This window comes from Methylocystis iwaonis (assembly GCF_027925385.1).
Lineage (GTDB): Bacteria > Pseudomonadota > Alphaproteobacteria > Rhizobiales > Beijerinckiaceae > Methylocystis > Methylocystis iwaonis.
The window spans coordinates 449,482-476,145 of record NZ_AP027142.1; the positions used below are offsets into that span (position 1 = coordinate 449,482).

Below are 26,664 nucleotides of genomic sequence, written 5' to 3' on the forward strand. Positions count from 1 at the left end.
CACAAGACCGCAAGGTGTCGTCATGAACATCTCACGCGAGATCGCTCCGCATCTTCCCTATCTGCGTCGCTTCGCGCGCGCTTTGTGCGGGTCGCAAAAAAGCGGCGACGCTTATGTCGTCGCGACGCTCGAAGCGCTCGTTGCGGACATCGATTCCTTCCCCTCCAACATGTCGGCGAAGGTTGGGCTCTATCATCTTTTCATGAGGAGCTGGTCGTCGATCGCCTTGAATGTCGAGGACCGTCCCGAGGACGATATTTCCGCAGCGCAGCGTAATGTCAGCCTGCTAACGCCACGCTCACGCCAGGCTTTTTTGCTCCGTACGGTCGAGGGATTTTCAACCGAGGACGTCGCCGACATCATGTCGGTCACGCCGGAGGAAGTGGAGGCGTTGATCGCGCAAGCGGGGCGCGAGATCGCCGAGCGGGTCGCCACCGACGTGCTCATCATCGAGGACGAGGCGCTGATTGCGCAGGACATCGAATTCATCGCACGCGATCTGGGGCATCATGTGATCGGCATCGCCCGCACGCATAAGGAAGCGGTCGAGCTCGCGAAGGGACGTCACCCGGGCTTGATCCTTGCGGATATTCAGCTCGCCGACGGCAGCTCCGGCCTCAATGCGGTGAACGAATTGCTGCAAAGCTTCGACTGCCCGGTGATCTTCATCACCGCCTTCCCCGAGCGGCTGTTGACGGGCGAGCGGCCCGAGCCCGCCTTCCTCATCAGCAAGCCTTATAAGGTGGATACGGTGAAGGCGACGATCAGCCAGGCGCTGTTCTTCCAGCGAAAGGCCAGTCGCGTCGCTTAAGGCGCGGCTGCGGTTGGAACAATGAAGGCGAGCGCGCGTTCGTCGCGTAACGCTGGAGGCCCGCTCGAAGGAGGCCGCAATGACCATGAATATTCCCGAGAGCCGCGACACCGAACGGGCGGCCCTCAACACGCCAAGCGACCTTTCGCCGGAAGCGACGGCCACGCTCGCCGACAGCATCAACCGGCTCGTGGCGGACGCCTATGTGCTCTATGTGAAGACCAAGAACTTCCACTGGCACGTCAGCGGGCCGAATTTTCGCGACTTTCACGAGATGCTCGATGAGCAGAGCGAACAAATATTGGAGTCGATCGATCCTTTGGCGGAGCGCGTGCGCAAGCTCGGCCAGCCCACGCTGAAATCCCTCGCGCAGATTCTCGAACTCGCGTCCTTGCGCGAAAATCAGAAGGATTTCGTCTCCCCTTACGAGATGCTTGTCGAGCTCATGAACGATAACATCTCCATCGCGAAATCGATGCGCGAAGCGCATGGCGTCTGCGATGATTGGGACGATGTCGCGACCTCTAGCCTGATCGAGCAATATCTCGACGAGACGGAAAAGCGGACCTGGTTCCTGTTCGAGGCGGCGCGGGCGGCGGACTCCGGCGGACACTGAGCCGGGGCGATCCCGCTCTTGCGGAACACCTGTGAAGCCGCATAAATTTCCAGCGACTTGCGCATCCGGCCCCGGCTGCGCGTTGCCGCGCTGGAAAGGGCAAGATGGCGTCCGAACCCGAGAAGCTTCTTGGCGCAGTGACGTCGCATTACGCGGCGGCGCGGGGCTTTCTGTCCCGCCTGTCGGCCTTTGTCGCGAAGGTCACCTTCAAAATCCCCAAGGGCGGCTCGCCGGGGGAGACGATCGATGAGCTCGGCAAGCGCTGGGCGCTCGACGAGGAGGAGCGGCTGACGCTCCATATTCTCGTCAGGAGCAAGCCGGGCCTCGCCTTCTTCGACGAGAAGATTCAGAGCATCAATCGCGCCGCCTTCCATCGCTCGGCTTTCGTGCTGAATGCGGCGACGCAGCTTCTCTTCGTCGACATCGGGGCGCAGCTTTACATTTCAGCCCCGCAGTTGAAGGTTGCTCTCGTCGCCACAAATGTCCTGCTCGTCGCCGTTGCGCATTTCGAGATCAAGTCGCTGCTGAAGGCGCTTATTGCCGGACCGAATGCGCTGCCGCCGAAGCGGCGTTTCTGGGGCTTCTTCTCGAACCCGGAATATAACAAGGCCGTGAAAAAGCATTCCCGCCATTACGCGCGCAGCGCCTGGAAGGAGAAATCACTCTACCGGCCCGCCTATTTCCTGGACGCTGCAACGATCTTCCTTGGCGCGCAGTTCATCCTGGCGCCAGAGCGCATTATTTTCCCCTTCGGCTTCATTATCGGCAAGACGACCGGACTCCTCACGACCCTTATCATGATGTTCGACGTGTGGCGGGGCGTGCGGGCGGGGGAAGACGCGCGCATCGCGCGCGAACGCGAGGTGGCGGTCTATCGCGATCTCGATGTGTGACGTGCTCGTCGTCTCTGTGACGCATTCCTGCGCAGCCTGCTTTGCGTTTCGGCGCCGCATGTGCGCATTTTAAACGCTTTCGATACGTGCGAATCTTGCACGCCGCTCGAGATCGATCAGACGAGCCGAGCGTCTCGGATTGCTCCAGCCGGCGCGTCTGTCCGACGCAAATGCAGAGACCACAACGGCTTGCGGATATTGTCGCAAAGGCGCGGGCTTGCGGGCGCGCGCGTTTTCAGAGACGACCATGATGGGGTCGTCGGCCCCAACCTTGCGGACCATGGGGATTCTCCCTTACGTCGCTTCGCGGCGCTGCTGTGTGCTTATTTCATGCCAGACGGTTGAGGCATTTTCTGGGTAAAGCCGACGGAGGGAAAGAACCACGCGATGGCGCTTTCGATGGCGCCACCCTGACGAAGCTTGCGCATCGAGTTTCTACGCATGGATACAAGCCTGAAAAACGATCTTCGAGACGGCGGCGCGAGGGTGCGTCAAAGTGGTCGATTGCAAGTGGCGCGTCTCTCGCTCAAATCTGAGGAATGATCCGCCCTCAAATTTCCAACGCCATCATCCTGTCGATACTCTTCGCCTCGCTTGCGGCCGGAGCCACGCTGATGCTCATGGAAGTGCCGACAATCCATCGGGCGGAGTCGGGGAAGCCCAAGGCGCAGGGATCGGCGTCGCCTGCGCGCGACGCCGGCTTGACTGTCGCGCGCCAATAGCGGAAGGCCGCTTCACCGCCTGTTTCGCTTGAAAGCGCGATTGTCGCACGAGGCGCGCGTTCTATCTGGGAGAAGCGAAGAGCGGAGCAAGGCCAATGACGAGCAAGTCGGATTTCGCGCCTGTCGAATGGAAAAAGCTGGTGCAGGCTCCCTTGCTCGCAGGCTACGCGGTCAGCGCGGCCGACCCCAGCGGCTTTGTCGGCTTGCTCCAGGAGGCATTCGCCGCCGCGCGCTCTCTCGCCGAGGCAAGAACGCAGCCGGGTGACGAGCTGATAAAGGCGGTCGCCGAGGAGCTTTTGACCGCGAACGGCCGCGCCGACGCGCGCGAAGGGGTGCGCACGGTCGCGCAAGGCGCCGCGCTCGAAGATATAAAGCACCGTGCGCTCGACGCCTTGAAGGATACGAGGGCGATACTCGACGCGAAGGCTGGCGAGCATGCGAGGCCTTTCAAGGAGTGGCTGATCAAGATCGCGCGCGTGGTGGCGGAAGCGGGTCTCGAAGACACTTTCCTCGGCTTTGGCGGCATCAGGATGAGCGAAAAGGAGAAATCCACGCTCGCGGAACTCTCCGCCTTGCTGGGGTTGGATGCGACCGCCCAAGGCGCAGGATGAGCGCCTTTCGACCTCCAGCATAAGGCAGGTCAACTTTTCCGGGATTGCCTTGTAAAATCCGCCCGACGACAAAGAGGGCGGCGGGATGGCCGAACGTATTTTTTCAAGATCGATGGCGCTGGCCGCGGCGCTCCTTGTTAGCCCAGTCGCCGGGGCCGAGCAGCGCTGGCCCGAGGGCTTTTTATCGCGCGTCGAGGTTCTCGCCCTGATCCAGACGCTGAACGCCTCCTTGCTCGCGAGCCGCAGCGCCACGATGACCCTGGAGAGATGGTGCGCGGACCACAAAATGGCCCTCGAGCCCAAAATCGTCGCGACACGCGTCTCTGGCGCCGACAAGCCGCCGAGCGACGAGACGCGCCAGCGGCTGCGCGTCGATCTGTCGGAGCCGGTCAAATACCGGCGCGTTCAATTGAGCTGCGGCGCCCATGTGCTCTCGGAGGCGGATAATTGGTATGTGCCTGGCCGTCTGTCCCAGGAAATGAACAGGACGCTCGAGACGACGGATACGCCCTTTGGAAAGGCTGTCGCGCCTTTGCAGCCTTTTCGCCGCACGATCGACATGAAGATGCGCTGGTCGCCCTTGCCCGAGGGCTGGGAACTGACGCCGCATCGCGCCCAATCTGGAGAGGGCGCGCTGCCGCTGCCGCACGACATCTTCGAACACACAGCGGTCCTATACGGGCAGGATCAGAAGCCCTTCTCCGAAGTCCACGAGACCTACACCAGCGGGATTTTGGATTTTCCCCCGCAGGCTGGGGCAACGCCAAAAGATTAGCCGCATTTGTGGTCGACCGTGGCCTTGTCGCTAGATAGGTGACGAGCAAAAGCGGCGAGGCGGCGTATGGCGGACATATGGTATTACGCGGATGGCGGCGAAACCTTCGGGCCGGTCGGCGCAAGGGAGATTGCCGCACGCCTCGGCAAGGCGAAACGGCAGCCGCTTCTCGTCTGGGCGCCCGGCATGCCCGAATGGACCGACGCGCGCGGCCTGCCGCAATTCGCGGCGACAGCGCAAGGCGCTGGGCAAGGCGGCGGCAAGGCGCCAGCGAGCCGCGCGTGGCGCTCCCACCCGGAGCTGATTTCCTATCTGGCCATATCCGGCTATCTGCTGGTCTGGTTTTGCGCGGTCTTGATTTATAGGGCGACCGTTTTGCGCGGCGGGGGGATAGAATTCGCGGCCTTTGGCGTCGCCGTGGCAAAGGCGTTGATCCTCGGCAAATTGATGCTGACGCTGAATTCCGCGCAGCGCGACGCCAGCGGCGAGACGCTCCTGGCCTGGACGGCGAAAAAGGCGCTTTATTTCGCTCTCGCGCTTTTTCTGTTGTCCGTCGCGGAAGGGTTGATCGTGGGCTATCTCCACGCACGCGGCGCGAAAGCGCCTCTGAGCGAAATTGCCGGCGGCGCCATCGCCCAGGCCGCCGCCACCGCCGTGTTGATGTTTCTGGCGCTGCTGCCCTACCTCGCGTTCCGGCGTCTCGCGCGCGAGTTCGGCGAGCTTCCGGAGCTTCTCTTCTCGCGGCGGGAGTTCGGGCGTCGCGGCGAACGCCCCGACTCGATTTGACGGCGGGGCGTTTCTGTCTGACGCCATTTCCATTTGAACAGCTCGATAGGGATTTATCATTCCCGGCGGGCTGAAAGCCCGACCGGGAATCCAGAGCCACAAAAGCGCCGGTTTTGCTCTGGATTCCCGATCGCTCGCTTTGCGAGCGTCGGGAATGACGCCGAGCCCATCAAACGGATCTCATAAGACGGAGCGCGCGCTTGCGTCAGGCGCCGCTCAAAGCGGGCCGAGGCCCAAGCCGAACAAGCCGCCGCCAGGAGCGCCGAGGCCGAACAGGCCGTCGCCCGCATAGCCGTAATATCCAGGCGTCGCACAGCCGGGGTATGCGGACCCATACATTCCCGCGGGGTATGCCGAGCCATACGCCGCCGGCGCCGTCGTCCACCCGGGATACATGCCGTAGCGATAACGCGGCCCGCCATAGCGCCAGCCCATATGCCAGCGGTGATGCCGGTGTTGATATGCGCGCCAGTGGATCTGTTCCGCAGGTTGCGAGAGGCTTATCGCGTCTTTGCCGGTGACGCTCATGACGCCGGCGAATGACGGCGCTGGCGCGGCAGAAACAGCGGCTGCGGCGCAAAGGGCCGCCGTCAGGTTCCGTGATCTCGAGCAATACATTTGGGCCTCCTACACGCGCTTTGAGACCTCGCCAGTTAGATCGTGAACGGCTCCTGTCGAGCGACGCGATAATTATTTTGTCTCTCTTGTTCCGCACGCGTTGCGCGCATCTGGGGTCTCATCCAACCAATAGCCTGTCGATCCTTGGAAGATCCGTATGGTGGAGCAGCAGCACCTGGTTCGAGGCCGCCAGCTTCAGCGCGGAGGAGGTGTAACCGCTGGTCGTGACGACGACGCCTCTTTGAGCATTTTGATGCGCGATGCCCGCGACGACCTCTTGGACCGCCCGATTGCCGACCGGCTTCGCGTATTTCTTGCATTGGAGCACAATGCGCATGCCGCGCTTCTCCGCTACGATGTCGACGCCTTGATCGCCGCTGAATTGCGTGACGCGGGCGTCCCATTTCCGCTCGCGAAGGACGCAGGCGCAATAATGTTCGAACTCCTCCGGGCTCATGGTCTCGTGGAACTTCGCCCCGGCGATGTCCTCATAAGCGAGCACGGCGAGGTGAAGCGCGCCGGCATATGCAAGCCCCATGGAGACGGCGCCAAGGGCGCCCGGCCAGAACAAGCCCGCGAGAACGGTAAAGAAGGAGATCCAGAGGACGCAATTTGTCGCGCCCGGGGCCGGCTCTCGTCGCTCCGCCATAGCTCCCTTTCCGATTGTTTGACCCGGGCCTTCCCCTGAAAATAAGACTAAACAGAAATCCATTCGTTAATTTCTCGTGAAGGGGTCGCTCGGCGCGAGCAGCGCTAGTCCGGCCCGCCCAACGCGGTGTGGCGCCCCGCATTGATCGTCCCGACGCTCGCGCAGCGTGCGATCCGGAAGCCAGGCCAACGCTTTTCGGGCTCTGGATTCCCGATCGGGCCTTCGGCCCGTCGGGAATGACAAGGCAATCAGATCAACGCTTGCGCGCGTAAGTCACCGCCATTGTAACCGTGACATCCTTTGGGGGCGCGGAGAATGGCGCGCAAGCGCGAACAGTATCGAGCGCGCTGATATCGAGCTCCGCTCGTCCGCTGCTGGCGACGATCTTCAGTGAATCCGGATGCATCGTCCCATCCCCCTTGATCCTGAAAGAAACAGTCGTCACGCCCTGCAAACCGGAATGCCGGGCTTCTTTCGGATAAAGAAGTTTCGTTTGAATCTTTTTCGACAGGTTTCGGATATAGGCTTTCAGCACATTCATCTCGGCGTCGGTGCGTCGTTGGATGATTTGCGCATGTTGCTCGTTTTCGATCCCTTCCACGTCGCGACCGGCTTGCTGAGCGGAAGCACTCGCTTTGGCGGCGGCTGCGGCCTGCTCCTCCTCCTTTTTTATCTTGTCCGGAACCGCGTCTTTTATCCGCTCCGGAAGCGCTTCGTCGTCTTCAACTTTTTTCTCGGCTTTCTCTTCCGTCTTCTCCTGCTTGGCGTTCTGCGCTTCGACCGCGCCGCCAGATCCCGCATTCTGCCGCTTGTGTTTCTCTTCGGCCTGAACGTCGGAGTCGACGCCATTGAATTCGACCAGCAATGTATCGTCTATCTCGGGGGACGCCTGTCCAACGGCGCCCCATAGAACGAGCAAAGCGAAGGAATGAACCGCCAGCGATCCTGCGATTCCGTGAAAGATGCTGAATTGCGCGTGGTTTGCCATTTTCAGATCTTGTGACAATCAGGAAAAAGATGATTTCGGAATTTTATCTGGCGTTGTTTTCGGTCTGAATCCCGACCCTGGTAATTTTGAGCCGCTTCAGAACATCGGCGACATCGACGAAGCTCTGGAACTTTGATCCACGGTCGGCGCGCACAAGAACGGGCGTCTGGCTCCCTTTGTCGGCGAGACGCGATTCAAGAGTGGCGGCCGAAACGGCTTCGCCCTCGAAATATATTTCGCCGCCAGACGCGATTTCGATAATCGTATCCTTGCGCTTTTCGTAGTCGGGTTTCGACGCCTGAGGCAAGGAGACAGGAATTCGCCCGGCTGAGATGAAGGATGCGGTGGTCAGAACGATCGTCAAAAGCACGAGCATGATGTCGACCAACGGAACCACATTGATCGTTTCGAACGATTTGTCATCCATTGGCGATCTCCCACTCGATCGTTAGGACTTTGACGCGGCGGGTCAGCGCATTGTGGAGAGTAACCGCGATAAGCGCGACAACGAGTCCGGCCGCGGTGGCCTTTAGCGCAAGGCCGAGGCTCGCCATGATTTTATTCGCGTCAGCGGACCCGTCGAGGCCCATGCTGTAGAATGTCGCCATGATCCCGAGGACAGTGCCGAGCAGCCCGATATAGGGCGCATTCGCGGCGACGAGGCCCACGATGTGCAATCGCTGCGTCAGCGCCAGCTCCAGCGCCTTTGCATTGCGGAATGTCTCGAGGCGAATAGCCCGAAAATAGAAGAAGCGCTCCAGCCCGATGGCGACGATGGTCACGCTCAGCGCCGCAAGCAATCCGATGACGCCGACGTCGACGAGTTTGGAGATGAGTTCGATGTCCATTTTGGTCCAGTCATGCGGTTGCAAATCTAACGACGAAACGAGTTTTTCAGAAGGTCACGCCAACTTGAAACAAGCCTTTTGTGTATCTGTTGTAGCTGGGCGCGATCTCGTTCCAGCCAAGGGAATGCGCGACCTGCGCCTTCAAAAACAGAGTGCGCAGGGGCGAGGCTTCATCGAAGCTCGGCAAATCATATGAGCCGTAATAGCCGGCTCCGACGTCGTTCAACGGCGAACAGGCCTTCTGCGTGATCGTGTAGGATGGGTTTTCGAGCCATACCACGCCAATATCCGAGAAGGCTCCGATCGAGTGTTGGTAGCGCTCGATCGTCGGCAAAGCATATCTGACCTCGGGTGTGGTGACGAAACCGCTGTCTCCCGCCATGCCTTCGTCGAAAGATCTGACGCCGAAATAGCCGGTCAAGCTCAGTTTCTCGCTGGAATCAAGATTCCGGCCGATGGCTTTTTGCGCCCGAAACGCGAGGGACGCCGATACAAGCGGCGTTATCGCCAGCGTGCCGTTGACGCTGAGATTTATGCGACCATAGGAGCCCGCCGTGCCGATGCCAGCCTGATTGGCGCGGCGCTCCTCGGTGTTGGGGAAACGCACGAAGCCGAAAGAACCCGAGAGCGACGCGTTGGTCACATAGGGCAAGTCGAGAAAGGAGCCGAACATGTCATGATTGACGCCGATCGTCCCAACCTCGATGTAGCGGTAGGCCGTCGAGACGCCGAGCACCTTGTCGTTAAGATATTTGTGCGTGAAGTTCGAGAATAGATAAATGCTCTCGTCCCTCTGGCGCTTGAGCGGATAAACGAGATTCGCCGCGACGCCATTCGCTTCGCCCCAGGCCTGCGCATTGTTGTAAACGCCGCCGAGCTTATAGACTGTCTCGAAAACGCTGACTTCGCCGCGCAGGCCGCCAAAGGCCGGCGGCGGCGCATAGGCCAGCCGCCCGTTCACCAATCCTCCGCGTTCCGACACGATGCCGAAAGCCGATAATCGATCGCCATATCCCGTTGGCGAATTCAGCGTGACAGCGCCGCTGGTTCGGATTCGCCCTGTGTAAGGAGAACCGTAATTATCGGCAAGAAGGTAGCCTTCGATCTGGCGGTCCTCCGGCGGGCTGAAGATAAAGTCGGAGGTTTCCGGCTGTTGTCCCGGGGCAATCGAAATCCGCGGCGCGCCGGCGCCAGGGAGGTCGGCGTTCAGCAGCATCGCCCGTTCGAGTTCTTCCTTGCGAATGAAAGGCGACCCGGCTAGCGCGCGATCGATCATGGTTTGCAGATAATCGGTTCGCACCAGCGAGTTGTTGTCGACTTTGACCGCGCCATAGCGGCCGGGGATCACTTTCAATTTCAATTGGCCATTGCGCGCGTCCTGCTCCGGCACGTAGGTTTTTGCGACGATATATCCCTTGGCCCTGTAGAGATTGGTGATTTTGTCTGCGGCTTCGTAAATCTGTCCAAGCGTCAATTTGCGATTTTCATAGCGCTCCAGGGCGTCGCGAATATTCTGCGCGCCCACCAGATCGGGACCGTCGATCGTAATGCGCCGAATAAAGATCGTGGCGCCGTCCCGCATGGTGAAACGAGGCTCTGCGGTCTCGGGCGTCTCGATGTCCGGCCGATGGGGCGGCGGGGCCTCGCGCCGGGCGGATTCAGCCGAGCGCACCGCGTCGCCGAGCGTATAGGGAATGAAGGGGCCGGCCTCCTGCGCTTGTGCGACCGAGAGGGAGCCAAAGGCGGTCTGGAGTGCGCCAATGGCGCTTGCAAGCTGAAGAACTCTTCTCATTTTCTCGATACGCCTGATAGAAATTAACGCTGCTGCGCGGGCTTGTCCGGGGCGCCGGGGGCGCGGTCCTGGAGATTGAACCGCTTGCCGTCGACTTCGATGCTCTGGATCGCTGCGCCGTAATCGGCGGCCTTCGGCTTCGATGCGGCCGGTTTCGCCGCCGTTTGCGGACCCGCCTGTCGATGCGCCCGCGCGTCTTCCGCGGCGGCGGATCCACGTGACGCGGCTCTCGCGCCGCTACCGAGCGACGAGACTCTCGCGGGCGCGCGTGACGTCGATTGCGACGGCGCCTCGCGCGGCGTTTCCTTGATGTCGACTTGGCTATCCAATGCGGGAGACGCCATCGAGCTGACGGCGGCGACGCCGGCGGCGGCCATCCCGCGGGAAGGGGGCGAGGCCGCCTGCCGCGCAGTATTCGTCGTCGAGATGACGGTTCCGAGCTGCTCGGCGTTGAGCGCGACCTGAGTCGATATGGTCGGAGAGCCGGGCGTTGCAATCGCCCAGGGCGGCGCGGAATTGGGATCGCCGAGCCCGGTGGCGCCGGAAGTCGGCTGCTGCGCGGGGAGTCCTGCGAAGCCAGAGGTCTGCCCGGTGGCGGCGATATCCCAGCTATTGCCGCTGAAAGTCGCAACTCCCCCCGTGCCTCCGACCAAGCCGCCGGCGCCGAGGGAAAAGACATCTACGCCGGACGTGACCTGTCCCGCAGCGTAATTGTCGGTAATGGAGCCGGCGAGTGCAACTCCAACGAGCCCGCCAATGTTATTGACCCATCCGTCGTTGTAGATATTGGACAGCGAAACTGATCTGGTGATGACGCCGCCAGTCTCGTCTAGGGCGAAATCATTTACGCCGACGAGCCCGCCTACGGCGCTGATAGGGAAAGGCGATCCAGCAATACTATTCAGAGTAATATCGACTTTTGCGAAGCCGTCGCTAATAACGCCGCCCCAGTTGTACCCGACCAGCCCCCCGATAGCGGTATGCGAGTCGCCGCCAAGCGGGTATTGCCAGGTTGCGTTTATCCAACCGGTTGCCGACGAGTTTTTGATTTCGCCGCCCGGCAACCCAAAACCGAAGTTCATGTTGTATCCGACGAGCCCGCCGATGTGTTGGGCGTTATAGGTCGTTATCGCGACATTAGCGCGCGAATCCGAGATGGCGCCGGCGTTGATGCCAACGAGGCCGCCCGCGTCTCCTGCATTGACCAACCCCCCAAATGTGGTCGAAGGCGAGCCCGCGAAAATAAATCCGTTTGCGAAAGAATTATTGATAATGCCGAACATGAAATTGTTGGCGACCAAACCGCCGATAGAATCCCTTCCGGCAACGGAGATATCCGTTCCGGAATTGATGATAGAACCGAAATTCGAAGAGACCAGTCCACCGACGCGGGACGAACCCGAAATATATCCGCCGTAGGCGTAGGAATTGCTGATCAGGCCCTGGTTCCAAGAGACGAGCGCGGCCGCATTGCCGGCGGCTCGCGGGTCTGCAAGGCCAACTAGGACATTGGTATTGACGAGCGTCAGATCACGTACCACCGCCGAGTCGTTGGCCGTCCCGATTAAAGCGTTGGGATTGTTGCCGCTATCATCGGCGATTGTCAGATTGCGGATCGAATGGCCCATCCCGGCAAGCGTGCCGCTCAGCGTGTAAATCACAGGCCCGCCGAAAACTCTGCTTCCCGCGTCGATGTCGCCATTGAGCGCATAGAACCCTGACGCAACGGCGTCCGGATTATCCGCCAAGGCCGCCAGCTCGGCGATTGTGTTGATCAACTGGTATGATTGCCCATTAATCGTCAGCCCGGCGTTCTGCCCGGTGAGCGAAATGGCGCTAGCGGCGTTTTTGAAAACATAATCTCCGCCAAATTGCAGCGCGAGATTTGCTGAAGCGCCTGTCGCCGTGAGCGACGAGGCGATGTCGATGTTTCTCGCGGCGTCTAACGTGAGATTTGTCGAGGCCGACCATGCGACGGCGTCCGAGACGCTGATGTCTCCCTCACTTCCCGTGCCGACGGAACGAATCGTAACATTATTCAGCCCCAACAGGGTCGCGAGCTGCGTTCCGCCGATGTCGCCATTCTGTCCGATCGTGAACCCGTGCGATTTGATGATCCAATCCCCGGCCCGGCCCGATGGCGCGCTCGTCGTGACGTCGGCGTCTGGCGCAACCGTTACTTTGTTGCCCTTGGTCACGATCTTTCCGCCATTGCCGCCCTGTGGCGCCGAGGCGTCCAGGCGACCGCTGACGCGAACCTTCCCGCCGATCGCGGCAAGCTTGATGACGCCGGTGCGCGACGGCCCGCCCATGAGGCCCGCCATCGTACGCGCCTGAATCACCCCGGTGTTGTTGACCTGCGCGGAGAGCAAAGCGTCCGCGGCGCGCGCGGTGAGCACGACGCGCCCGCCGTCGGCTTTGATGACGCCCTTGTTTTCGACAAGCGCGTTCAACGTCCCTTTGTTGACTGTGACGTCCACAAGCGAATTGCCGCCAAAATTGAGTGTGACATTATCGCCCGAAGCGAGGGCCACTGTTCCGAGCGTCGCTTCGATCACACCCTCGTTCGAGACGTTGTTTCCAAGCAGCGCGACATAGCCGCCCGGATTGGCGGTGATCGCCCCCTGATTGATGACCGATTCCTTGGAGCTACCGGCGAAGACATATTTGCCGGCATTGAAGTCGGCGTTGGAAATGTCGAGCGTCGAGGCGACGAGTCCGCCGACATTGACCTGTGCGTCCTTCGAAAAAAGAATCCCTGCGGAATTGACGATGAAGACCTGGCCGTTAGCGTGCATTGCGCCTTCGATGACGCTTCTTTCGTTGCCCACCACACGATTGAGAATTGTCGAATAGGGCGTGGGTTGATTGAAGTTCACGATCTCGCCGGGCGCGATGGAGAAGCTGCGCCAATTGACGATCGCGGCGAGCGTATACTGATTGATGGTCATCAGATTGCCCGCAGAGGCAATATCGACCTGCCCTGATACGACTTGCCCGTCGAGAGGATTGGCAAGAGCGGCGTGAGGAGCGGTCGTCAGCGCGCACGCCGCAGCCGTGGAGAAAAGCAATCGTCTCCGGCGCTGCGCCGATAGCGACGCTCTTCCACTCGAGGATGCCCGGAACATTTGGATGGCCGCGCATCGAGCGGCGACGGAACGGGTCATCTGAAACTCCAAATGACAAAACAACAGCTTAGCGGGTTGCTAGCGATATAACAAAAATATATATCGACAGAAAAGTTATCTGCAAAGCCTATAATTTTTGCGGTCAGGCTCGCGCCGTACGCAGTTGCAGCACAATTTTCGATCTTGATCACTGCCGTTCGTTATATAATGTTAAGATATAACTGCAGGTCGATCGCGATGGCGGCGTGCACATTATTGCTGTGTGAGGGCGCGCGCGATTTAGGGGGCTGTGAGATGAGTGCAGGGTAGCAAAACCAATAGGATAGGCGTGCTCTACTGTGCGCTGGGATCGGCGCCTCTCAGGTAGCCGCCAACTCCCGGCCGACGGCATTCCGATGCCCCAACACTTTGCGTTTCAACTATCGACACGCGAGCGCTTCGATCCGAGGCGGCCGTTTGTTGTGACGGACGATCGCGTCCGTCGATCGGCGTTCGACGCCAGCGTCGAACTGCAAACTCGGGCGTGAAAATTTGAAGGATATGTTGATGCTGAAAGAAAAACTCGTACGCCTCGCAATTGGCGCCGCCGCTTTCGCCTTGTCCTGCGCCAACGCCAAAGCAGCGACGACGATCACAGTCGCTGTGACGCCGACGGCGGCAACCGCCATCGTCGATCTCGTCGCAGATTTCGTAAATGCAAACCCGACGTATAACGTCGCCGTCGTCGGCGCGCCGGATAGTCTCTCGAAGGACGCTATTGTCGCCGGCGGCGCCGCGGGCCCGTATGATCTGTTGTTGGCCCAGTCCTATCTCGTTCCTGCGGGTTTGAAATACCTTCATCCCACCCTCGTCTCAGGGGACCCCTTTCCCTTCGCGAAGGATACGCTCGTCCTTTATTCGACGACCGTCGATATCAGTGGCGGTATTCCTCTTCAGCTCCAGGCATTTTCCTTGCCGGACCCCGCCACTCTGGATCCTTATGGCGTGGCTGCGGTTCAAGCCATGGGAGCCGAATATCTTTATGCGCTTTCCAAAAAACTGCCCATTAAAACGGCCGACGCGGGCGGTTCCTATGCGCGGGTCGAATATATGGGAACGGCTTACGGCTTTACCGGAAAATCCCAAATCTGCACCGCCGCTACGGGCGTCGAAGCATATGAGCCAGGCAGCTTCCATCACGAATATGTGCTTGGGCAGAATTATGTGACCGACATCGTGTTGGCGGGCATCAAGATCGCACGCACGCGCAGCGCCGATCAGGAAACCGCGCTGACCGCCTTCGTCAATTTTCTGACCAGCGCACAGGCAAAAGCCCTTCAAGATCATTGCTACAAACTGCCGAGCGCCGCCCAATAAGAAGAGTGTAGGGCACAGAAAGAGATGGGAGCGACCATCTCATCGAGAGCCCTATTCACCAAGAACGTCTCATTCCGAATTGCTGAGAAGGAAAACAGTTATGTCCTCAATGAAGCTCAAGGCGGCGGCGCTATCCGCTTTCGTTTTTACGACTCTGGCGAGTCCTTACGCACATGCGGCAAGCATCAAAGTGGCGGTCGCGGCCAACTTCACCGCGACATTGGCGCAACTCATCAATGTATTCACGCAGTTATATCCAAGTGTCTCTGTAACGTATGCGTCTGATTCATCTGGCAATCTGCAGACTCAGATCATCAATCACACGGTCGCATATGATTTGTTCTTGTCGGCTGATCAGTCGCGCCCGCAGACGCTCGCGACGAGCTATCCCTCGCTCGTGATCGGAAGCCCGTTTCTCTACTCCGTCGGCGAGCTCGAGCTTTGGTCCAAGACAGTCGATATTAGCGCTGGTCTGCCAAGCCCGATCCCGGTGGATATTGTGCTCGCTGATCCGAACAAGGCGCCTTATGGAACCGCTGCGGCACAAGTGCTCAGCGCGAGCCCGTGGTCCATTACATGGACGCCCGGAAGCGCCTACCCTCCGTCAGGCACGGCCCATGTATTCACGAAATCAAATATCGGCCAAACATATTCAGCGATCAACGACGGCGCCTACGCCTATGGCTTCGTGCACCAATCCGCCATCTGCAAGCTCGTGGGCGGCGTGAAAACCTTCACCCAGCCGGGCGGATACCACCATACCTATCCGTACAATGACACAACGTACCCGCACAGCCAAATCTCTCAATACGGCATCAAAATCGTCAATTCAGCCCGCACTTCAGCAGACGACACGGCGCTCACCAACTTCGTCAACTTCATAACCGCCAATACATCAGGAACGAACATCATCAAATCCTACTGCTACTCATTGACATTGTAGCCGATCGCATTGGCCGCCGCCGGTGCTACTGGCGGCGGCCACCTCATCACGCAGTGGCTTTCGATCTTTTCGCTCCCAATCGCGCCATCGAGGAGATGGGCGACCACGGTCGCTCGAGGGCCTCTTACCTTTCCAGTCCCGAGTTCTCAGTGAGGGGAACAGATGAAAAAACTTGCCGCTTTGCTTTGCGCCCTTGCTTTGAACCAAGGACCGGCGCTCGCCGCCGATCTCATTCGCAAGGGCCCGCAAATTCTTCCGCCTCCTCCTCCGCCGAGCTGGGCTGGATTTCATGTTGGGCTAAACGGCGGCTATGCTTGGGCCGATAATCCCAACATCCAGATTTCGTCCCTCCCCTTGCCTCCGCCACCTCTCGTTACGCCGCAAGGCGCCGTGGCGTGGGCCGATCGCTTCGCCTTGGGCGCCTCCGGATCCATTGCAGGCGTGAGAAGCGGGGGATTTATCGGCGGCGGACAGCTTGGCTACGACGCTTTGATAACGCCTCATATAGTCGCTGGCGTCGAAGCGGACTTCCAGGGCGTTCTCGGCGCCACGGGCAGCGCGTTCGTCTCGAATGCGACCACGCAGCTCCATCCCGCCTCACGGCTCGACTATCTCGGAACCGTTCGCGCCCGCCTAGGCTATCTCTTGACCTCCGACTTCCTCCTTTATGCGACCGGAGGCGCGGCTTATGGCGGCGCGTCCTCGAGCATGTCGATCTTTCAACCCGCCCAAGGGGTGATTGGCGGCGTCGGGACCGGCGCCGCCAGCTCGACGCGTTTCGGCTGGACCGCCGGCGCTGGGGGCGAGTGGATGTTCTGGCAGAATTTGTCCGTGAAAATGGAGTATCTCCATTACGATATTGGCTCAATTGGATCATCACTTATTGCAACAAGTGGCGCGTATGATCCAAATTATTTGATTCTTGTCCCTGCGGACTGGGACATGGTTTACCCATACACCTACCTTACGGCTAAATCACATACGCATTATAGCGGTAATATTATTCGCGCTGGCGTCAATTACTATTTCAATTGGAATCCGCCATTGCTTTCGAAACTTTGATTGCAGCTCATTACCTCGAATCTGAAAAAGGCCTGTCGTCATGGCGTCGCGTAATTCCTGCCTGTGGATGAAGTCGGTTGCATTGGGTGTCGTATTGGCGTCTGCCTCCTCGGGCGCGTCGGCGGCGTCTGCTGGAAGTGAAGCCGCGCCGTCGAAATCCCAAAGTAACGACCCTGCGAAGGGCGCCACGAAACGCGCTCCCCAAGCCGTGGTAAAGACGGCTCCGCCTGCCTCAAAGGCCGGCCCTGCGCCCGTAGAGGAGAAAAAAAGCTATTACATGCCCACACGCGGTTATCGATTGGAGCCGCAGCCGGACATCCCGCCCTATGTGCGAAATCTCGGCAAGACATATAAGCAATTCGAAGGCATCGACTGGCTGAACGTCGGTCTCGATTCGCGCACGAGATTCGAATATCGCAAAAATGATTATCGACCTTGGACCGACACGTCGACGAATCCGGCGTCGTCCAAACGACGATATTTCCCGAACTCTCTGTGGCTGCTGCGCACACGCGCCTATATCGGCGTCAAGGACATCCTCGATCCCTTCCGCTTCGTCGTGGAATTTCAGGATTCGCGCGCCTTCAACAGCATCTATGAGCTGCAGGGACAGGAAATCAACGAAACGGACCTCATCTCGGGTTATGGCGAACTTTATTTCAAGGACGCTTTCGGCGGGGACGACCGCGGAAATGACCGTCCGCTGTCGGTGCGCGCGGGCCGTTTCCATCTCGAGCTCGTCGATCGCCGCTTGATCGCCGAAAACGAATTTCGCAACACCACAAACACATTCGATGGGCTTCGCATCAAGATCGGCAAACGCGACAATGATTGGGACCTCGATAATTTCGCGATGCGGCCGGTGGTCCGCTTACCCTATGAATTCGACCGCCCCGATTGGCAGAACTGGGTTTACGGCAGCGTGCTGAGCGTGCGCCGGTGGTCGGAGTTCGCGACGATCCAGCCTTATTTCATCGGGCGTAAACAATATGGCGACCCGTCGAGCGCCTCGGCGGCGAGTAGAGTGAGCCGCGAGACATATTCGCCGGGACTGCGCCTCTACGGCGTCCTCGGCAACTTCGACTATGATGTCGACGTCACCAAACAGTTCGGGCAGATCGGCGAGTATCAGCCGTTTGGCGGCACGTCCTTGCTGAAGAGCGTGCGCCTCGACGCCATCGCCTATGCCTTCGAGGCGGGCTACACCTATGTCGATCATCCCTGGAAGCCACGAATAAGCGTCAATTACGCCTATGGCTCCGGCGACAAGAGTCCCTACGACAACGCCAATCAGACGCTTGACATTCTCTACGGCTTCAATCAGCCCTTCTCGCGGAACGACTATTTCGCCTGGAACAACGTCAAAGCGCCGAAAATCCGCCTAGAGTTCACGCCGACAAAGAATCTTCAAATCGACACGGCTTTCGGCGGTTTCTGGCTCGCGAGCACGGCCGCCGCATGGGACCGCGCCAATCTCTATGCGCCGCTCGGCAATAGAGGCGGCTACCTGGGTTCCGAAGTGGACGTTCGCGTGCGCTACAAGCTGTCGCAATACATCAATCTGACCGCGAGCTACGCCCGCTTCTGGCCGGGCTCTTTTCCGTCGAGCTTCGGGCCGCCCGTTGTTGCACAGACCTATTTTCCGCAATCCTTTCGCGGGCAAACCACCACGACAAACGGTCTGACCGCGCAGCCGACCGACTTCTTCTATCTCGAAGCGACGGCGAACGCTTTCGGCGACGGTCAGCCGATCACGAGCAATCCCGCCCAGGATGTCGCCGGGATTTTCCGCGCTGAACCATCGAGCCTGGCTACGCCGACGTGGCGCGATTTCTATGTCGGGCTCAATGGCGGCGGGGCCTGGTCGAGCCCGAGATCAACGGTTTCTGTTGGGCCGATCAGCAGAGCGCAGCCGAGCCTGCCTGTCGCGGCGACGTCGAATATGCTCCCGACCAATTTCGAACTCTCGGGATTTCTCGGCGGCGGGCAAATTGGGTGGAACCGGAAATTCAAAACCAATGTCGTCGCTGGCCTCGAAACGGATTTACATGGCGTCAGCGGAAATACCGACAGGAAGGACCAGGCGACAAAAGCCTGGTCGATCGGCAACACTTTCGTCAATTACGGCGTGCGCTCGGCGACCTTGAATTTTCTCGGCACTGCCCGCGGCCGTCTCGGCTATCTCGCGACGCCTTCGGTGCTGCTTTATGGAACAGGCGGCCTCGCTTATGGCGGCGTCACCTCCAATGCTGCGCTTTTTACCTACCGGGTGGGCGGCTTTACAATAACCCAAGGCAATCCGCTGAATCAGGAGACGCGCATTGGGTGGACGGCCGGGGGCGGGCTCGAATGGGCGCTCTCGCCGAATTGGAGCGCGAAGGCGGAATATCTCCATTACGACCTCGGAACGGCGACAGCCATGGCCCCGGTATTCCACCCGAGCGGGTTCTATGGTTATGGCGTGCTCAGCCAGACCAAGTTCGACGGCAATGTCGTCCACGCCGGCGTCAATCGGCATTTCGATATGAGCTCGAAATAGGCTTCGAGTGACCGCGGTCGCGGGACGGATACCATTTCCGTTTAAACAGCTCGCATCGGCGCGTGTCATTCCCGGCGGACTGAAAGCCCCCTCAAGAGCGCTGGTTTTGCCCAGAGCCCGTCATTGCGAGCGAAGCGAAACAATCCAGGGCCGCGATGCGGCGCTGGATTGCTTCGTCGGCTCCGCCTCCTCGCAATGACGGCGGTGAGTCCCTGTGTGTCCGGCGCGAGCGTCGGGGATGGCGCCGAACCAATCGAGCGGCTCTCCTATGACCTTGGGAGGGCGTCTGTCTGGATGGCGCGGCCTTCAGAGGATGAAAAAGCCGCCCTGCCGCAGATCGCCGCGCTGCATGCGCGCGATCGGAACGACGACGCTTGGCGGGATGCCCTGCGCGTCGCCGGCCATACAGGGCGCGCGTTTGGAAGCATGGTACCGCCACCCCGGCTCGAACGGGGGACCCCCAGATCCACAATCTGGTGCTCTAACCAACTGAGCTATGGCGGCCCGAAGCGGCGCGAACCTATTCGCTCACGGCGGGGATTGCAAGCGCTCCTGCAATCACGTCGCGTAATTGGCCGTGAGGCCAGGCGGTTAGCGGCTGCGGCGCGGCGTGAGCGCCCTTTCTCCCAGCCTCACCAGCGCGGCGCGCAGCGATTCTTCGGCGACGCCCTCCGTCGCCTCGGCCGCCCGCGCCCGTACGGCGGGGTCCGCGGGCGCCATTTTGGGGCGGGTTTGCGCCGCCCGTTGCGCCAGCGCCTGCTGCCGGAACGTCACCCTGGAGACGCAGCGCCAGCCGAGATGGGCGTTGATCCGGTCGATGATGGCCGGAGCCATATGCTGGATCTCGAGGCTGAAACCCGGTTCGACGCGCAGAATGAGCGTCGCCGGCTCCTGCGCCTTGTCGGGGGAGGGCTTGCGGCCCCGGGCCGGCCATTGCAGGCGCTCGGGCGCGCATATGTCGGCGATGCGCGCGCCGACGATCTCGCGCCATTGCATCAGCAGCGACGCCTCGCCGAAGCCCTTTTTGGCCACGAGCGGATCGACCTGCTTGAGCACATATTCGGCGAGCGGGCGGGCGAAGACGCCTTTCTTGCGCGGCGCGGCGCTCATGCGCGGTCTTCTCCCTTGCTTCGGCGCAGCGGCGGCGCCAATGGCTCTGTCTCGATGATAAAGCCTCAAGCCAAACGGCGAAAGCGGCCCGAGGGCGCGGCGCCGGCCGAAACGCTGCTGGCCTGGTACGACGCCCATCGCCGCGATCTGCCGTGGCGCGCGCCGCCGGGACGGCAGGCGGACCCTTACGCCGTCTGGCTGTCGGAAATTATGCTGCAGCAGACGACCGTCGCGACGGTGAAGGGCTATTTCGAGAAATTTCTTGTGCGTTGGCCGACGGTCGAAGCGCTCGCCGAGGCGCCGCTGGAGGATGTGCTCGCGGCCTGGGCGGGGCTCGGCTATTACGCCCGCGCCCGTAATCTTCACGCCTGCGCGGGAAAAGTGGCGCGCGACCATGGCGGCCGGTTTCCGGCGCGCGAGGCGGCGCTGTTAGACCTGCCCGGGGTCGGGCCCTATACGGCGGCGGCCGTCGCCGCCATCGCCTTCGACGCCCCCTGCGCCGCAATCGACGGCAATGTCGAGCGGGTGATGACGCGGCTTTACGCGATCGAGACCCCCGTGCGCCAGGCAAAGCCGCTCATCCGGGAGAAGACGCAGGCGCTTCTCCCCGCCGCCCGCGCGGGGGATTTCGCCCAGGCGCTGATGGATCTCGGCGCGATGGTGTGCACGCCGCGCGGTCCTCTTTGCGGGCTCTGCCCATGGGCGCAAAATTGCGCCGCTTGTCGCGCGGGCGCGCAGGAGGATTACCCCGTCAAGGAGAAGAAGGCGGAAAAGCCGAAGCGGCGGGGCGCGATTTTCATTCTCAGGCGGGGAGAGGAGACGCTGCTGGCGCGCCGCCCGCCCGAAGGGCTTTTCGGCGGCATGAGCGCCTTTCCCGCAACGCCCTTTAGCCGGGACGTCGGCCCGGACGAATGGCTCGACTTCGCGCCATGCCCTGCGGAGTGGCGCGCGCTCGCCGAGCCCGTCGCCCATGTCTTCACACATTTCGCGCTCAGGGCTACTGTTTTCGTGGCGCGAACCGAGGCGGCGCCTCGGTTCGGCGCCGATTGCCGCTGGGCGGCGCGGCGCAATCTAGATAAGGAAGGCTTGCCCACGCTCATGCGCAAGGCCGCCGCAGCGGCTGGGCTTTTCGACGATTAGAGCGCATTCCGCAAACAGACTGTTGCGACAAGAATGCGCCGTTTTTTTAGGGGCGCGGCTGATGGCGCGGGCGAAGATCAAGGTCGAGATGACGGAGGGCGCGATCCGCGTCCATCAGGACGGGCGCACGCTGACGATTCACGCGGAGGCGCCCGACGCCGAGTCCGGCGAGGAGACGGATTTCGTCGTGCGTCTCGATGAGATCGACACATGGGACGCCCCCGACCAGGACAAGGAAATTCCCATCGACGATTTGCAGAGGATTCTCGACGCGGTGGAGAAGGAGCTCGCCAAGCACGGGCTCACCGTGGATTTCGACTAACGCGCTTTCCGCTCGCGTGGAATCATGCGAGTTAATAAAGCGCGCCGATTCAAAAAAGGAGCGCATTCTTTTCGCAAAAGTCTGTCAACTTCTGCGGAATGCGCTCTAGCTGCGGGGGTCATACCATTTCCGTTTGAACAGCTCGCATTGGGGCTTGTCATTCCCGACGGGCCGAAGGCCCGATCGGGAATCCAGGGCCACAAAAGCGCTTGATTGGCTCTGGATTCCCGATCGCTCGCTGCGCGAGCGTCGGGAATGACACCGAGCCAATCAAGCGGATCTCGTATCACTGGCCAGCCCACCCCAGCGAGCGCTCGACCGCCTTCTCCCATGAGGCGACGAGCCGCGCCCGCTCTTCACCCGACATCGCCGGCTCGAAGCGCTGCGAGGCGCGCCAATGGGCGGCAATATCCTCCAGGCTCTTGAAGACGCCGACGGCGAGGCCGGCCGCATAGGCCGCGCCGAGCGAGGTCGTCTCCAAATGGCGCGGCCGCACCACCGGGGCGTCGAGAATATCGGCCTGAAACTGCATCAGCAGATCATTCGCCGCCATGCCGCCGTCGACTTTCAGCTCCCCAATCGCCACGCCGGAGTCCGCCGTCATTGCGGCGAGAACCTCGCGCGTCTGATAGGCGGCGGCCTCCAGCGCGGCGCGGGCGATATGGCCCTTATTGGAAAAGCGGGTGAGGCCGGCGATGATCCCGCGCGCGTCGCCGCGCCAGCGCGGGGCGTAGAGGCCGGAGAAGGCCGGCACGAAATAGACGTCGCCATTGTCGGGAACGGTTTTCGCCAGCGCCTCGATTTCGTGGCTCTTCTCGATGAGGCCGAGATTGTCGCGCAGCCATTGCACCAGCGCGCCAGCGATGGCGATGGAGCCTTCGAGCGCATAGACCGGCTTGGCGTCGCCGAGCTGATAGGCGAGCGTCGTCAGCAGGCCGGCGGTCGAAACATGCGGGGTCTCGCCCGTGTTCATCAGCAGGAAGCAGCCAGTGCCATAGGTGTTCTTGGCGTCGCCGGGTTCGATACAGGCCTGCCCCAGAAGCGCCGCGTGCTGATCGCCGAGCGCTCCCGCCAGCGGAACGCCCGCGAGCGGCCCTGCGCAATCGCCGTAAACCTCGCTCGACGAGCATATCTGCGGCAGGCAGGCGCGCGGAACGCCGAAGAGCGCGAGCAGCTCCGTGTCCCATTGCAGGGTCGTAAGGTTCACGAGCTGCGTTCGGGCGGCGTTTGTGGCGTCGGTGATGTGGCGGCCGGTCAAGCTCCACATGAGCCAACTATCCATCGTCCCGAAAAGGGCCTCGCCGCGCTCGGCCTTTGCGCGCGCGCCGGGGACATTCTCCAGGAGCCACACGAGCTTCAGCGCCGAGAAATAGGTCGCGAGCGGCAGACCGGTTTTCATCCGCACCAGCTCGCCGACGCCTTGCGCCAGATATTTATCGACGAGCGGCTGCGTGCGCGTATCCATCCAGACCAGCGCGTTATGGAGCGGCGCGCCCGTCGCGCGGTCCCACAACAGACAGGTCTCGCGCTGATTGGTGACGCCGACGGCGGCGAGGTTGTCGGGCGAGAGCCCGGCCTTTTCCAGCGCCCCTTCGATTGCGAGACAGGCGTTGGCGCGAATCTCGGCCGCATCATGCTCCACCCAGCCCGGGCGCGGATAAATTTGCGCATGTTCACGCTGGTCGAAGGCGAGAATTTCGCCTGCCGCGTCGATGACCGTGAAGCGCGTGCTGGTCGTGCCCTGGTCGATCGCGCCGATGAATCGCCGCATGGAGCGCCTTTCTGAATCCTTGCTGAACGGCCGCTTAATGCTTAGTTCAAGACTGCTGCGCCACTCTCTCGCACCTTAGCTGGGCGAGGCGCCCTTTTGGCTCCAGGAGAATGCCTCATGAAATTGGTTACCGTCAAAACGCTCGCTGGACTGGCCGTCGCCGGCGGGCTGGCCTTCGGCCTTTCGTCGGCTCAGGCCATGCCGGCCCTGGACCCTGGCGTCGCCGTCGGCGGCGGGCCAAAGGTCGAAAAGGTTTGGTGTGGGCCCTATGGCTGCCGCCCTGGCGGACCGGGTTATGGTTATGGCTGGCGCCCGCGCCCCCCGGTTGTCTACGGCTATGGACCGCGTCCGCGTCCTCCAGTCTATGGCTATGGACCGCGTCCGCGTCCCCCGGTCTACGGCTATGGGCCGCGCCCGCGCCCCCCGGTCTACGGCCCGCATCCGCGTCCCTGGGGGCCGGGCTACTGAGCCGGACAGGCTTCTTTCGAAAGAAACGCACAGACAGGCCGCGACGGTTTCGTCGCGGCTCAGTTGGTTGATAAGCTCCGAGGCGGCCTCGTCCTTCGAGACGCGAGCTTTGCTCGCTCCTCAGGATGAGGCCTAAGTATTTGATGAAGGTGCAGAAGCTCCTCTTGCTGAGGAGCCTGCGCAGCGGGCGTCTCGAAGCACGAGGGGCGTTATCGCTACTTTGTCAGCAATCTGGCCGCGACGGTTTCGTCGCGGCTTTTTTTTGCGCCATCTTTGCTTAGCGTGGAAGAGTTCCAAATTTCATATCGGCGGCACGTCGATTGCGATTTTGCCTGTGACCGCCAGAGCCATGTCGGGAAACCGACACTGACGGGTTGCAAAACGAGGGAAGCTTTGTAAGCTACTGATGTAAAACGTAGTTTGCAATCTTTCCAAACTGGGCGAAGCCATGATCGTTTGCTCCTGCAACGTCCTCTCCGACCGCGACGTGCGCGAATCTCTCAGCGCGCGCGCCGATCGTCCCTCCGTGGGGGCGGTATTCCGCAGCATGGGCTGTGAGGCGAAATGCGGACGCTGCGTGCGCAGCATCGTCGCGCTTGTCGATCAGCACGCCACGGCGAGACTGGACGAATGTCGCGGAACGAGCGATTGTGATAGCTGCCGCGCCGACGGTTTGGCGGCGTGAGTTTAAGAAACATGGAAAGGGATTGCGCATGCGCGGCGACGCGAAGGTTATCGAATATCTCAATCGCGGGCTTCGCGCCGAGCTGACGGCGGTCAACCAATATTGGCTGCATTATCGCATTTTCGACAATTGGGGTTTCAAGGAGCTGGCCGAGAAATGGCGTAAGGAATCGATCGAGGAGATGTATCACGCCGATCATTTCACCAAGCGCATCCTTTTCCTCGAAGGTTTCCCGAATATGCAGGTGCTCGACCCGCTGCGCATCGGCCAGACCGTCGAGGAGATCATCGCCGCCGATCTCGCCACCGAGTCGGACGCTCGCAAGCTGTACATAGAGGCCGCCGTTTATTGCGACTCCGTGGACGACCGCGTGTCGATGGAGCTTTTCGAGAGCATCATCAAGAGCGAGGAAGGACATATCGACTTCCTCGAGACCCAGCAGGAGCTGATCCGGCAGCTCGGCGTGCAGCTCTACAGCCAGAAGCATATGGGCGGGCTTTCGTCCTAACGCAATTCTTGCGCAAGCGGCCCGTGGGTAGCCGCCGGCGCAAGCACGGCGGCTGTGAAGGGTCTCTCGGGTCCGGGAATCCAGAGCATAAGAGCGCTGGTTTTGCCCAGAGCCCGTCATTGCGAGCGAAGCGAAGCAATCCAGGGCAGCGACGCGGCCCTGGATTGCTTCGTCGGCTCCGCCTCCTCGCAATGACGGCGATTACATATGTGCCCAAACGGCGCGAGCGTCGGGAATGGCGCCGAACCGGGCGAGCGGATCTCTTATAATACGGAGCTGCCAAACGCTCCATGCGCACAATATGTGTCTTGCTCCCGACGCGCATGGACCGGATGTGACCACTTATCTTTACGACGCGCCCGCGTCTCAATCGCGACAATCGCTTGCGACGCAATGGCGCCGCGCCGAAGCCGTGGGCCTTGCGATCGACCAGGCCTTCACCGAGCAGGAGGCGGACGCCCCCACGGAGCGCCGTCCTGTCTACGACAAGCTCAAAGCGGGAGACACGCTCGTCGTCAGCGGAGTCGGCTGCCTCGGCGAAAGCTACGCTGAAATAACGGACGTGATCCGCGATCTCATGCGCAGGCGAATCTGCGTGCGGTCGATCTACGACAATCTGACCTTCGACGGCCGCGTCGCGGACGCAGGAAAGCAGGCGTCGCGGGATTCGCTGATCGCTTTCGCCGCCGCGGCGGCGGAGACCCAGAAGACCGCAAAGCGCGCGGCGCAGACGCGTCAGGCGCTCGTCGCGGAAGTTTCGGCGCCCGAGCCGGTAGGAAAGGACCGTCACGGGCCGGTCCTGCAATTCGGCGTCGTCGCCGCCCAGCTTTCCGCTCTTGCCGTGGCGGCCTATTTGGCGAGCTTCGTGTCGCCCAAACTCAGTCGGCATTCCCCCGCTTCGCCGCCGGCTCAAATGGCCGCGCTCGATCGCCAGAGAGCGGAGGCGCCGCTCCCTCCGCCCGCCGATTTTCGGGAAATACCAAGGGAAAAGCCTGCCATCGTTGCGAGCGATAGCAACAATCAGGAGGCGTCAGGCGACGCCCGGCAATCCCTTGGGATTTCTCCGGAGCGGGAGCAGGAGATTTTTTCGACTGTCGGCGATTGGCGATCGGCGCGCGTCAAAGACGCGTCTTTCGCCGTCGCCGCCGGAGCTATCGTTCCGCGTGGCGTCCATCTCGCCATTTTCCCGCGCCGGCTGGTCGCGCGCGAGGCGGTATTGCGCGGCTATCGATTCATCGTCTCGGGACAACGGATCGGCGTCGTCGACCCCACCAATCGGCGGATCGTCGCCATTTTGAAGAAGGAATGAGGCGGGGCCGCGGGCGTTATCGCATTTCCATTTGAACAGCTCGACGGGGATTTGTCACGGCGGGCCGAAAGCCCGACCGAATCCAGAGCCCAAAAAGCGCTGGTGTTGCTCTGGATTCCCGATCGCTCGCCCAAGCGAGCGTCGGGAATGACACCCCGTCATTGCGAGCGTAGCGAAGCAATCCAGGGCCGCAATAGCTGTTCTGGATTGCTTC

At 61.1% G+C, this 26,664-nt stretch carries 26 protein-coding genes and 1 tRNA gene; 17 read left to right on the forward strand and 10 right to left on the reverse strand.

From position 1 onward, the window contains the following. Positions 1 to 22: 22 nt before the first annotated feature. From QMG84_RS02165 to QMG84_RS02195, 7 genes are all read left to right on the forward strand, one after another. Complete coding sequence (locus tag QMG84_RS02165; RefSeq protein ID WP_202070712.1) at positions 23 to 811, forward strand: response regulator; 789 nt, start codon at positions 23 to 25, stop codon at positions 809 to 811. A 79-nt stretch (positions 812 to 890) separates the two neighbouring features. Beyond that, entirely contained in the window at positions 891 to 1,427 is a 537-nt protein-coding gene (locus QMG84_RS02170; RefSeq protein WP_281930148.1) for a Dps family protein, read from the forward strand. Between the two features lie 104 nt (positions 1,428 to 1,531). Continuing rightward, positions 1,532 to 2,320 carry a hypothetical protein gene (locus QMG84_RS02175; protein WP_281930149.1) on the forward strand — a complete coding sequence of 263 codons (789 nt, stop codon included), beginning with the start codon at positions 1,532 to 1,534 and terminating at the stop codon, positions 2,318 to 2,320. A 539-nt stretch (positions 2,321 to 2,859) separates the two neighbouring features. Continuing rightward, on the forward strand, positions 2,860 to 3,042 hold the full coding sequence (locus QMG84_RS02180) for a hypothetical protein (protein WP_281930150.1): 183 nt from the start codon (positions 2,860 to 2,862) through the stop codon (positions 3,040 to 3,042). A gap of 95 nt (positions 3,043 to 3,137) precedes the next feature. Further along, complete coding sequence (locus QMG84_RS02185) at positions 3,138 to 3,653, forward strand: hypothetical protein (protein WP_281930152.1); 516 nt, start codon at positions 3,138 to 3,140, stop codon at positions 3,651 to 3,653. Positions 3,654 to 3,738: 85 nt separating this feature from the next. Continuing rightward, entirely contained in the window at positions 3,739 to 4,428 is a 690-nt protein-coding gene (locus QMG84_RS02190) for a hypothetical protein (protein ID WP_281930154.1), read from the forward strand. A 66-nt stretch (positions 4,429 to 4,494) separates the two neighbouring features. Then, positions 4,495 to 5,214, forward strand: a complete 720-nt coding sequence (locus tag QMG84_RS02195; RefSeq protein ID WP_281930156.1) for a DUF4339 domain-containing protein — start codon at positions 4,495 to 4,497, stop codon at positions 5,212 to 5,214. 216 nt (positions 5,215 to 5,430) lie between these two features. On the opposite strand, the gene QMG84_RS02200 is transcribed toward QMG84_RS02195, so the two are convergent. From QMG84_RS02200 to QMG84_RS02230, 7 genes are all read right to left on the reverse strand, one after another. After that, positions 5,431 to 5,832: a hypothetical protein gene (locus QMG84_RS02200; protein WP_281930158.1), complete on the reverse strand. Its 402-nt coding sequence runs from the start codon at positions 5,830 to 5,832 to the stop codon at positions 5,431 to 5,433. Between the two features lie 118 nt (positions 5,833 to 5,950). Beyond that, on the reverse strand, positions 5,951 to 6,481 hold the full coding sequence (locus tag QMG84_RS02205; protein WP_281930160.1) for a restriction endonuclease: 531 nt from the start codon (positions 6,479 to 6,481) through the stop codon (positions 5,951 to 5,953). 253 nt (positions 6,482 to 6,734) lie between these two features. Further along, entirely contained in the window at positions 6,735 to 7,469 is a 735-nt protein-coding gene (locus QMG84_RS02210) for a TonB family protein (protein WP_281930162.1), read from the reverse strand. A gap of 43 nt (positions 7,470 to 7,512) precedes the next feature. Continuing rightward, entirely contained in the window at positions 7,513 to 7,896 is a 384-nt protein-coding gene (locus QMG84_RS02215) for an ExbD/TolR family protein (RefSeq protein ID WP_281930164.1), read from the reverse strand. Then, the gene (locus QMG84_RS02220; protein WP_281930165.1) at positions 7,889 to 8,317 is read right to left on the reverse strand and encodes a MotA/TolQ/ExbB proton channel family protein; all 429 of its coding nucleotides are present in this window, start codon (positions 8,315 to 8,317) and stop codon (positions 7,889 to 7,891) included. Before QMG84_RS02220 ends, QMG84_RS02215 begins: the two co-directional genes overlap by 8 nt. Before the next feature lie 46 nt (positions 8,318 to 8,363). Next, positions 8,364 to 10,109 (reverse strand): ShlB/FhaC/HecB family hemolysin secretion/activation protein, encoded by a 1,746-nt coding sequence (locus tag QMG84_RS02225; RefSeq protein ID WP_281930167.1) that lies wholly within the window; start codon positions 10,107 to 10,109, stop codon positions 8,364 to 8,366. 23 nt (positions 10,110 to 10,132) lie between these two features. Then, on the reverse strand, positions 10,133 to 13,180 hold the full coding sequence (locus QMG84_RS02230) for a two-partner secretion domain-containing protein (protein ID WP_281930168.1): 3,048 nt from the start codon (positions 13,178 to 13,180) through the stop codon (positions 10,133 to 10,135). A 603-nt stretch (positions 13,181 to 13,783) separates the two neighbouring features. Between QMG84_RS02230 and QMG84_RS02235 the strand changes: the two genes are divergently transcribed. From QMG84_RS02235 to QMG84_RS02250, 4 genes are all read left to right on the forward strand, one after another. Then, entirely contained in the window at positions 13,784 to 14,593 is an 810-nt protein-coding gene (locus tag QMG84_RS02235; protein WP_281930169.1) for a molybdate ABC transporter substrate-binding protein, read from the forward strand. A gap of 100 nt (positions 14,594 to 14,693) precedes the next feature. Beyond that, on the forward strand, positions 14,694 to 15,536 hold the full coding sequence (gene modA / locus QMG84_RS02240) for a molybdate ABC transporter substrate-binding protein (protein ID WP_281930171.1): 843 nt from the start codon (positions 14,694 to 14,696) through the stop codon (positions 15,534 to 15,536). Positions 15,537 to 15,698: 162 nt separating this feature from the next. After that, positions 15,699 to 16,598 (forward strand): outer membrane protein, encoded by a 900-nt coding sequence (locus QMG84_RS02245; RefSeq protein ID WP_281930173.1) that lies wholly within the window; start codon positions 15,699 to 15,701, stop codon positions 16,596 to 16,598. Between the two features lie 277 nt (positions 16,599 to 16,875). Next, on the forward strand, positions 16,876 to 19,137 hold the full coding sequence (locus QMG84_RS02250) for an alginate export family protein (RefSeq protein ID WP_281930174.1): 2,262 nt from the start codon (positions 16,876 to 16,878) through the stop codon (positions 19,135 to 19,137). Between the two features lie 427 nt (positions 19,138 to 19,564). On the opposite strand, the gene QMG84_RS02255 is transcribed toward QMG84_RS02250, so the two are convergent. Beyond that, positions 19,565 to 19,641: transfer RNA gene (locus QMG84_RS02255), tRNA-His, on the reverse strand. Positions 19,642 to 19,728: 87 nt separating this feature from the next. Then, positions 19,729 to 20,247: a DUF721 domain-containing protein gene (locus QMG84_RS02260; protein ID WP_281930175.1), complete on the reverse strand. Its 519-nt coding sequence runs from the start codon at positions 20,245 to 20,247 to the stop codon at positions 19,729 to 19,731. A gap of 54 nt (positions 20,248 to 20,301) precedes the next feature. On the opposite strand from QMG84_RS02260, the gene mutY reads away from it, so the two are divergent. Both mutY and QMG84_RS02270 read left to right on the forward strand, forming a co-directional pair. Beyond that, complete coding sequence (gene mutY / locus QMG84_RS02265) at positions 20,302 to 21,387, forward strand: A/G-specific adenine glycosylase (RefSeq protein WP_281930176.1); 1,086 nt, start codon at positions 20,302 to 20,304, stop codon at positions 21,385 to 21,387. A gap of 61 nt (positions 21,388 to 21,448) precedes the next feature. After that, positions 21,449 to 21,709 (forward strand): Imm74 family immunity protein, encoded by a 261-nt coding sequence (locus QMG84_RS02270; RefSeq protein ID WP_165052061.1) that lies wholly within the window; start codon positions 21,449 to 21,451, stop codon positions 21,707 to 21,709. A 286-nt stretch (positions 21,710 to 21,995) separates the two neighbouring features. Here the strand turns inward: QMG84_RS02270 and glpK are convergent, their stop codons facing one another. Then, complete coding sequence (gene glpK / locus QMG84_RS02275) at positions 21,996 to 23,480, reverse strand: glycerol kinase GlpK (protein ID WP_281930178.1); 1,485 nt, start codon at positions 23,478 to 23,480, stop codon at positions 21,996 to 21,998. 117 nt (positions 23,481 to 23,597) lie between these two features. Here glpK and QMG84_RS02280 point away from each other — a divergent pair, with 117 nt between their 5' ends. The 4 genes from QMG84_RS02280 (at position 23,598) to QMG84_RS02295 (ending at position 26,450) form a co-directional block, all read left to right on the forward strand. After that, positions 23,598 to 23,948: a hypothetical protein gene (locus QMG84_RS02280; protein WP_202070692.1), complete on the forward strand. Its 351-nt coding sequence runs from the start codon at positions 23,598 to 23,600 to the stop codon at positions 23,946 to 23,948. 448 nt (positions 23,949 to 24,396) lie between these two features. Continuing rightward, entirely contained in the window at positions 24,397 to 24,633 is a 237-nt protein-coding gene (locus tag QMG84_RS02285) for a (2Fe-2S)-binding protein (RefSeq protein ID WP_202070691.1), read from the forward strand. A 28-nt stretch (positions 24,634 to 24,661) separates the two neighbouring features. Next, complete coding sequence (gene bfr, locus QMG84_RS02290) at positions 24,662 to 25,141, forward strand: bacterioferritin (RefSeq protein WP_202070690.1); 480 nt, start codon at positions 24,662 to 24,664, stop codon at positions 25,139 to 25,141. A 334-nt stretch (positions 25,142 to 25,475) separates the two neighbouring features. Next, the gene (locus QMG84_RS02295; RefSeq protein WP_281930182.1) at positions 25,476 to 26,450 is read left to right on the forward strand and encodes a DUF1236 domain-containing protein; all 975 of its coding nucleotides are present in this window, start codon (positions 25,476 to 25,478) and stop codon (positions 26,448 to 26,450) included. Positions 26,451 to 26,664: the final 214 nt, after the last annotated feature.

What these genes read in the sequence shown, in the direction of transcription:
- QMG84_RS02165 (WP_202070712.1), top strand. Translation starts at nt 23, where the DNA reads ATGAACATCTCACGCGAGATCGCTCCGCATCTTCCCTATCTGCGTCGC.
- QMG84_RS02170 (WP_281930148.1), top strand. Translation starts at nt 891, where the DNA reads ATGACCATGAATATTCCCGAGAGCCGCGACACCGAACGGGCGGCCCTC.
- QMG84_RS02175 (WP_281930149.1), top strand. Translation starts at nt 1,532, where the DNA reads ATGGCGTCCGAACCCGAGAAGCTTCTTGGCGCAGTGACGTCGCATTAC.
- QMG84_RS02180 (WP_281930150.1), top strand. Translation starts at nt 2,860, where the DNA reads ATGATCCGCCCTCAAATTTCCAACGCCATCATCCTGTCGATACTCTTC.
- QMG84_RS02185 (WP_281930152.1), top strand. Translation starts at nt 3,138, where the DNA reads ATGACGAGCAAGTCGGATTTCGCGCCTGTCGAATGGAAAAAGCTGGTG.
- QMG84_RS02190 (WP_281930154.1), top strand. Translation starts at nt 3,739, where the DNA reads ATGGCCGAACGTATTTTTTCAAGATCGATGGCGCTGGCCGCGGCGCTC.
- QMG84_RS02195 (WP_281930156.1), top strand. Translation starts at nt 4,495, where the DNA reads ATGGCGGACATATGGTATTACGCGGATGGCGGCGAAACCTTCGGGCCG.
- QMG84_RS02200 (WP_281930158.1), bottom strand. Translation starts at nt 5,832, where the DNA reads ATGTATTGCTCGAGATCACGGAACCTGACGGCGGCCCTTTGCGCCGCA.
- QMG84_RS02205 (WP_281930160.1), bottom strand. Translation starts at nt 6,481, where the DNA reads ATGGCGGAGCGACGAGAGCCGGCCCCGGGCGCGACAAATTGCGTCCTC.
- QMG84_RS02210 (WP_281930162.1), bottom strand. Translation starts at nt 7,469, where the DNA reads ATGGCAAACCACGCGCAATTCAGCATCTTTCACGGAATCGCAGGATCG.
- QMG84_RS02215 (WP_281930164.1), bottom strand. Translation starts at nt 7,896, where the DNA reads ATGGATGACAAATCGTTCGAAACGATCAATGTGGTTCCGTTGGTCGAC.
- QMG84_RS02220 (WP_281930165.1), bottom strand. Translation starts at nt 8,317, where the DNA reads ATGGACATCGAACTCATCTCCAAACTCGTCGACGTCGGCGTCATCGGA.
- QMG84_RS02225 (WP_281930167.1), bottom strand. Translation starts at nt 10,109, where the DNA reads ATGAGAAGAGTTCTTCAGCTTGCAAGCGCCATTGGCGCACTCCAGACC.
- QMG84_RS02235 (WP_281930169.1), top strand. Translation starts at nt 13,784, where the DNA reads ATGCTGAAAGAAAAACTCGTACGCCTCGCAATTGGCGCCGCCGCTTTC.
- modA (WP_281930171.1), top strand. Translation starts at nt 14,694, where the DNA reads ATGTCCTCAATGAAGCTCAAGGCGGCGGCGCTATCCGCTTTCGTTTTT.
- QMG84_RS02245 (WP_281930173.1), top strand. Translation starts at nt 15,699, where the DNA reads ATGAAAAAACTTGCCGCTTTGCTTTGCGCCCTTGCTTTGAACCAAGGA.
- QMG84_RS02250 (WP_281930174.1), top strand. Translation starts at nt 16,876, where the DNA reads ATGCCCACACGCGGTTATCGATTGGAGCCGCAGCCGGACATCCCGCCC.
- QMG84_RS02260 (WP_281930175.1), bottom strand. Translation starts at nt 20,247, where the DNA reads ATGAGCGCCGCGCCGCGCAAGAAAGGCGTCTTCGCCCGCCCGCTCGCC.
- mutY (WP_281930176.1), top strand. Translation starts at nt 20,302, where the DNA reads ATGATAAAGCCTCAAGCCAAACGGCGAAAGCGGCCCGAGGGCGCGGCG.
- QMG84_RS02270 (WP_165052061.1), top strand. Translation starts at nt 21,449, where the DNA reads ATGGCGCGGGCGAAGATCAAGGTCGAGATGACGGAGGGCGCGATCCGC.
- glpK (WP_281930178.1), bottom strand. Translation starts at nt 23,480, where the DNA reads ATGCGGCGATTCATCGGCGCGATCGACCAGGGCACGACCAGCACGCGC.
- QMG84_RS02280 (WP_202070692.1), top strand. Translation starts at nt 23,598, where the DNA reads ATGAAATTGGTTACCGTCAAAACGCTCGCTGGACTGGCCGTCGCCGGC.
- QMG84_RS02285 (WP_202070691.1), top strand. Translation starts at nt 24,397, where the DNA reads ATGATCGTTTGCTCCTGCAACGTCCTCTCCGACCGCGACGTGCGCGAA.
- bfr (WP_202070690.1), top strand. Translation starts at nt 24,662, where the DNA reads ATGCGCGGCGACGCGAAGGTTATCGAATATCTCAATCGCGGGCTTCGC.